This window comes from Paraburkholderia sp., assembly GCF_047605525.1.
Taxonomy (GTDB): domain Bacteria; phylum Pseudomonadota; class Gammaproteobacteria; order Burkholderiales; family Burkholderiaceae; genus Paraburkholderia.
This window is the reverse complement of sequence record NZ_JASGFN010000041.1, coordinates 36,124-42,309: the sequence shown is the minus strand read 5'-3', so window position 1 is coordinate 42,309 and position 6,186 is coordinate 36,124. Positions and strand designations below refer to the sequence as shown.

The window sequence follows — 6,186 nt, the reverse complement described above, 5'->3', positions numbered from 1 at the left end:
GCCGCGCGCGGCGTGGGCCGGGGCCGCGCACCCGCCGGCCGTTCACTCCCGCACCGGCTCATCGGCCGCGGATGCGCCCTTGTCGTCGGCGCCCCCCTCCTCGCGCAGGCCATGCACGCCCATCAGCCGATACAGCGTGACGCGCGAAATATTCAGATCTGCCGCCGCCTCGTTCAACCGATGCCGGTGGCGCAGCAACGCCGCCTCGATCGCGCGTTTCTCCGCGGCCTCGCGCGCCTGCGTGAGCGTCATGCTCTCCTGCTCGGTAAAGCCGGCGAGATCGAGGTCCTCGGCGGAGATCAGCTTGTTCTCGGCCATCACGATCGCGCGGCGCACGCGGTTGATCAGCTCGCGCACATTGCCGGGCCAGTTGTAGTTGTAGAGCGCCTCGATCGCCGACGGCGTGAAGCCGCGAATCTTGCGCGCGTTGTCGGTCTTGAACTTGTGCAGGATGTGATGCGCGAGAATTTCGATGTCCTTGCCGCGCGCCCGCAGCGGCGGCTCGTCGACGCGCAGCACGCAGAGGCGATGAAACAGGTCGGCGCGGAACTGGCCGTCGCGCATCGCGCTGTCGAGATCGACGTGAGTCGCGGAGATGATCCGCACGTCGACCGGAATCGATTCCCGGCCGCCCAGCCGCTCGATCTTGCCTTCCTGCAGGAAGCGCAGCAGGCTCGCCTGACTTTCGAGCGGCAGATCGCCGATTTCGTCGAGAAACAGCGTGCCGCCATCGGTTGCCTCGACGCGGCCGATCTTGCGCTGATTCGCGCCCGTGAACGCGCCGCGCTCGTAGCCGAACAGCTCGGATTGCAGCAGATGATGGGGAATCGCGCCGCAATTGATCGCCGTGAACGGTGCCTTGCGGCGTGGCGAGCGTTCGTGAATCGCGAGCGCGGTGAGCTCCTTGCCGGTGCCCGACTCGCCGGAGATGAACACGCTCGCCTCGGTGTTCGCGACCTTGCGGATCGTGCGAAAGAGCTGCTGCATCGCCTCGCAGGTGCCGACCATTTCCTCGTCGCCCGATTCGCTGACGGGCGGCGCGAGTTCCGGATCGCAGAGCGTGACCATGCCGAACGCGTGGCCGGCCAGATAGTCGATCGTCGCGTTGGCGACCGGCAGTTTCACGAAGTCGAAGCAGTAATGGCGCACGAGCCGTCGCACCAGAGGATCGTTGAGCCGCTCGGCGGTCGCGAGCGCGATCCAGCCGACCTGCTGCTGACGCAGGCTCGTCTCGAGCCCGCCGATGTCGCGCGGCGCGAAGCTCGCCAGATCGACGATGCCCGCGCCGGCCATGCCGGGCTTCAAGAGCCGCCCGAGTTCGTGCGCCGAGCGCGCGGCAACGACCCGCCAGCCGCGGCTTTTCAGATGCGCGACGAGCGTTTCGTCGGGCGTGCGCGCGACATACAGCAGCAGGCGCTCGAGGTGCGCCTGCGCCGCGGGCGCATCGGCGGGCACGGCGCCGCCGCGTTCCCCGGGCGACGCGAGCGACAGATGCGCTCCCGCTGCCGCCACGGAAGCCACACTGGTCAGATGAGGTGATTCACGCACGTTCGACCTCGCATCGTTGATACGTCAGAAGGTGTAGGGAAACCGCACGCCGACCACGAAGTTCGGCGCATCGGGCGTGAGCCCGACGGACACCGCGCCGTTGATGGTCAGGTGCTTGTTCACCACGTGGTTCAGGCCGAAATTCATCACCGCGGCCGTCGTTTCGCTGCCCGGCACGCTCTGGTAGGAGCCGCCCGGCGCGCGGGTCTTCGATTCGGGTTCGAGCGCCATCGTGAACGACACGCTGGCCGAATCCTTGTCGGAGAATGCCAGCGCGACGCCGCCGCCGAACTGCACGATGTCGCCGAGCTTGACCGTCGCCGGTTCGGTTTGTCCCTGCACCGACGAGATGTCCGCAAACGAACGCGCGACGTTGTAGGTATACGAAACGCTGCCGAACAGCACGACCGGGTCGTAGGTCTTCAGCACCGACACACCCGCCGTGATGTTCCAGAAACCGGTACCGGTCGGCAGTTCGGTCGGCGCGACCAGATTGGTGTTGTTCGCGTCGACCTGCACGACCTTCTGGCCGAATGGCGAGGTGCCGGTCGGCGCCTTGAAGCGCAGACTGCCGACCACGTCCGGCATGCTGTTGGTTTCCTTCAGGAACTGGTAGTAGATGCCGAAGTTCACGTCGCCGAGCGCATGGCTCGACACCGTCGCGTCCGACAGCGTGCTCGCCGCGCCGCCCGCGCCGCCGACGATGAAGTTGCTGCGCCGGTACAGGTACGGCACGTCGACGTCGACGCTGATCCGGTCGGTCAGGCCATAGCGCGTGTCGAGGTCCGCCATCACCTGGTGCGACTTGGTCTGGCCGAGATTGATGTTGCCGAGGAAAATCGCGTCGAGCGCGAGGAAGCCCGACAACTGCAACTGGCGGCGATCGTAGTAGGTATCGCTGATGCCGAAGTCCATCGTCAGCTTGTGATCGAAGAGCGGCGCGTGTTCGCGCTGCACGACCGCCTGCTCGGCCTGGGTGCGCACCGGTTCGGCCGCGCGCTGGGTCTGGCCGACCGCGCCGCTGCCGTCGGTGGCGGGCGGCAGGCTGCTCGCGCTGCTGCTTGCATTGCTTCCCGAGTTGCCGCCTGCGTTGCCACCCTCGGGCGACGGCGGACTGACCGGCACGCCGGTCGCGGTGCCGGTCGCGTTGCCCGGCGCGGGCGCCCCCGGTGTGACCTGCGCGAGCGGCGGCAGCGGCACCGGCAGGCCATCGGCGCCGGGCTGTTCGGCGACCGCCTCGCTGCCCGCGGGCGCGCCCGCGCCCGGCACCCCGCGGCCGCGTTGCGCCATCTCGAGATCAGTGACCTGACGTTCGAGTGAATGGATTTGCCGCTGCTGTTCGTCGACGATCCGCATCAGAGTATTCAGGCGATCTTCCAGAGATTGACCGGCGAGCGCCTGCGCGCTCGCCGTCTGCGAAAAGGCGAACAGCATGGCGGCGGCCGGAATGGCGGCCAGCGCCATGCGCGGCGCCCTGGTCGATAACACGTTTTTCATCTTCTGCTCCCCCGGTGGTCCGGCCGCACCGGTCCGACTGCTGGGCGCGGCCGTGTCTTGACTGCTTATGCTGCCGATGGCGGGTGGCGGCCCGCCTCGTCATCTCCTGTTTTGCAATGCCTGTAGCACGCCTAGCTGGCGGAGCATCGCGGCCGGCATCTGTTGTGTTTGCAGGTGCAGTTGCAGGGCGTTGGCGACTTGCTGGTTATTGCCTGCAATCTGCAGCAACTGGGCGATCTGCCCGCTGCTCGGCGCGATGGTCTGGGTGGCGAGCCCAGCGGGTGTCTGCAGCGCGACGCTGACGCCGTTGCCGCCGAACGAAATGCCGGCTTTCACCGAGCCGGTCGAATTGCTGGCCATCGCCGCCGGCGTGTTGGCGGGCGCGGTTGGGGTTGGCGTCATCGCGCTGTTGCTGAAATCGATCAGCGCCGAGTTGGTGCCGCTGTTGCGGTCGCCGGCCACCTGCGTGATCTGCGACACGCCGTTCACGCTGACGCTCTGGCCGCCGTTCGCGTACGCATTGGGATTGGCTCCCCAGTCTCCCGGATGGCCGCCGTGGCCATGCGAGCCGCCGGTCACGCTCGCGGACGTGCTGACGGAGCTCGTCATCTGGCCGGCCGGGTTGCGCGCCGCGCTCAGCGTGCCCTGGGCGAGGGCGTTCACGCCGTTGGGCAGGCGCCATTGCGAAATGACGTTGAGCACGAAGCCGGAGATCATCGGCGCGCCGGCGTATTTGCCGGTCTGGGCCGCGAGGACGTCGTCGCCGACGACCTGCACCGTGAGCGCGGCGCCGGCGGGCTCGTGCGGGACGGAAAGCTCGAGCGTGGGCGGCGAGGCGGCGCCGTCCGACGCATGGGCGGCGCCGCTTGCGCCGCATGCGACGGCGCAGAGGACGAGCCCGAGCGGGTTGAGGTGTGACTTCATGGTCGGTTCAGAACATGTCTGCCTTGTTCAAGCCGTACTCGAAAAAGGGCGTCGCGGCGGTGCCGGCTGCCAGCGCGTTGGCGCGCAGCTTCAGCGCGAGCGACTCGTTGTCCTGCAACAGCGGTGAATCCTCCCTGAAGGGTTTGCCGAGGACCGCGAACACGAGACCGTTCCAGGTCTTCGCGAAGTCCTCTTCGAGCACGATGCGATTGCCGAGCGCCGGGTCCGCGATGAACACGCGGCCGTCCTGCGCATGCTTGACGATCACGAAATGCTCGTAGCCGTCGATGTTCATCAGGACCATCACGGGGATCTGAAGGTGGTGCAGCGCGTCGACGTTGACGCGAAAGCCGCGGCCGCGCAGTCCGATGGTCTCGACGAATTTCTTCATGTCGAGCATCGAGAAGCCGTTCTTGACGACGACTTCAGGCGTGGAGAAAACCATCATCCGGCGGATCAGTTCGGTTTCCGGAATGTCGATGCCGTAGCCGTACTTGAGGAGGGTGGCGAGCGCCGCGGCGCCGCAACTGTAGTCGAACTGCTGATTGACGATATGGCTGTAGCGCAGATCCTTCATCGAACGGATCGGCTTCTTCAGCGGCACGCCCACGAGCGTGGACGTGTCGATGCTCGATTGCGCGAACGCGTGGTCCGCGCACAGCACGCAACCTGCCAGCGCAACGGCGAACCGTAGCGCCGGGAACCCCTTGAACCCGGTCATGCTGGTCTCCTGCCCGATGCGCGCCGGCAGCTTCTGTGGCTGCCGGCGCGTCCTCCAACTGCTCTGGTTGCTTCTGCTTGCCTGCCGCCGGCTTACCTGCCGCTGTTCAGCGCCGCGATGGCAAGGCCGTTGTGCTGCAGGTTGCCCGCGCCGCCGGCGATGTTCACGCCGATGTTGCCGGACGCGCCGTGCAGCGTGTCGTTGCCGAGCATGGCGGTGCCCTGGAATTGCCCGCGGACCGTCATGCCGGCGCTCTGCGAGTTGTCGTCCGTGGCGTTCATCGCGGTGGTCATCGCCTTGCCCGGCGAGGTCGTCGTCACGGCGCCGGCAAGGCTGTTGTTCTGCACGTTGCCGATACCGGACGCGACGTTCACGCCGACGTTGCCCGTCACGCCCGCCAGCGAGCCGTTGCCGACCGACGCGTTGAGGTTGAAGTTGTTGATCCGGGCGGTGCCGCTGGTGGACTGGCTGTTGAAGTCCTGCGCGTTGCCGAACACGTTGCCGATGTCGACCGACGCGAGCGACACGTCGTTGCTCTGCGCGTTGCTGATGCCTTCCGCGATGTTCACGCCGAGGTTGCCCGACACGTTGGTGGCCGCGTCGGTGCCGGTTGTGGCGTTCAGCGTGCCGGCCGCCTGGTTGTTGATGTGCTGGGTGACCGAGCCGCGGGTCGTCACGTCGGTCGTCGCCATGCTGGCGTCGACGCCCCATGCGGCGCCATACGCGTCGGTCGACGACGAGTGGCTGCGCGAGTAGCCCGACGAGTGCTCGCCGACCGTCGCGAAGCCGGAGCCTTCGCTGGCGGTATAGCCCCACGTTCTGCCTCGACCGGATGCCTCGCTTGCCTCGAAGCCGCCGGCCACGCCCGAGCTGTTCGAGTAGCCCGACTCGCGGTAGCCCGCCTGCAGGCCGCCGCCCGCGCTGAACGAGCCGTTGCCGTGCGACGGCGTGTTGTGGGTGTTGTAGTTGTAGCCGCCGCCGATCGAGCCGCCCGCCGAGATATGGCCGCCCGAGTTCTGGCTCGTGTGCGTGAAGCCGCCCGCGATGCCGGAAGCCTGCTGGCTCGTTTCATAGCCGCCGCCCGTCACGCCGGCGCTCTGGCTGCCGTACGCATAGCCGCCCGAGGCCTGGAAGCCCTGCGAGCCGGAGCTCGACGTCGAGTGGCTTTGCGTCGTGAACGCGAAGGCGGAGCCGCCGCCCCTGACCGACGTGTAGCTGTTGTTCAGCCGCGTCGTGACGGAGCCGGTGGTGTAGGTCTGCGCCTGCGGATCGAGCGACGCGTTTACGTTGACCGACTGGTTGTTGTTGATTACCGCGCCGGCCGTGCTCGATACGTGCACGCAGCCATACAGCCCGACCAGCCCTTCCACGCCGACCATCTCGCCCACGGCCGTGGTGTTGAACAGGTAGGCCTTCTGCGGCGCGGCAAACGCGCTGCCGGATGCGGCAACGAGCACGGCTGCTGCAATAAGAGTGCGCTTCATGATTCGCTCCGA

At 67.4% G+C, this 6,186-nt stretch carries 5 protein-coding genes; all 5 read right to left on the bottom strand.

Annotated elements, in window-relative coordinates:
- Positions 1 to 42: 42 nt before the first annotated feature.
- The 5 genes from QM685_RS34905 to QM685_RS34885 all read right to left on the bottom strand — a co-directional run bounded on the left by QM685_RS34905 (position 43) and on the right by QM685_RS34885 (position 6,174).
- Positions 43 to 1,548, bottom strand: coding sequence for a sigma 54-interacting transcriptional regulator (locus QM685_RS34905; RefSeq protein ID WP_415123809.1), 1,506 nt, complete (start codon positions 1,546 to 1,548; stop codon positions 43 to 45).
- A gap of 24 nt (positions 1,549 to 1,572) precedes the next feature.
- On the bottom strand, positions 1,573 to 3,045 hold the full coding sequence (locus QM685_RS34900; protein ID WP_415123808.1) for a hypothetical protein: 1,473 nt from the start codon (positions 3,043 to 3,045) through the stop codon (positions 1,573 to 1,575).
- Positions 3,046 to 3,144: 99 nt separating this feature from the next.
- Positions 3,145 to 3,969 (bottom strand): peptidase C39, encoded by an 825-nt coding sequence (locus QM685_RS34895; protein WP_415123807.1) that lies wholly within the window; start codon positions 3,967 to 3,969, stop codon positions 3,145 to 3,147.
- 7 nt (positions 3,970 to 3,976) lie between these two features.
- Complete coding sequence (locus QM685_RS34890) at positions 3,977 to 4,690, bottom strand: C39 family peptidase (protein ID WP_415123806.1); 714 nt, start codon at positions 4,688 to 4,690, stop codon at positions 3,977 to 3,979.
- Between the two features lie 92 nt (positions 4,691 to 4,782).
- Entirely contained in the window at positions 4,783 to 6,174 is a 1,392-nt protein-coding gene (locus QM685_RS34885; RefSeq protein WP_415123805.1) for a hypothetical protein, read from the bottom strand.
- Positions 6,175 to 6,186: the final 12 nt, after the last annotated feature.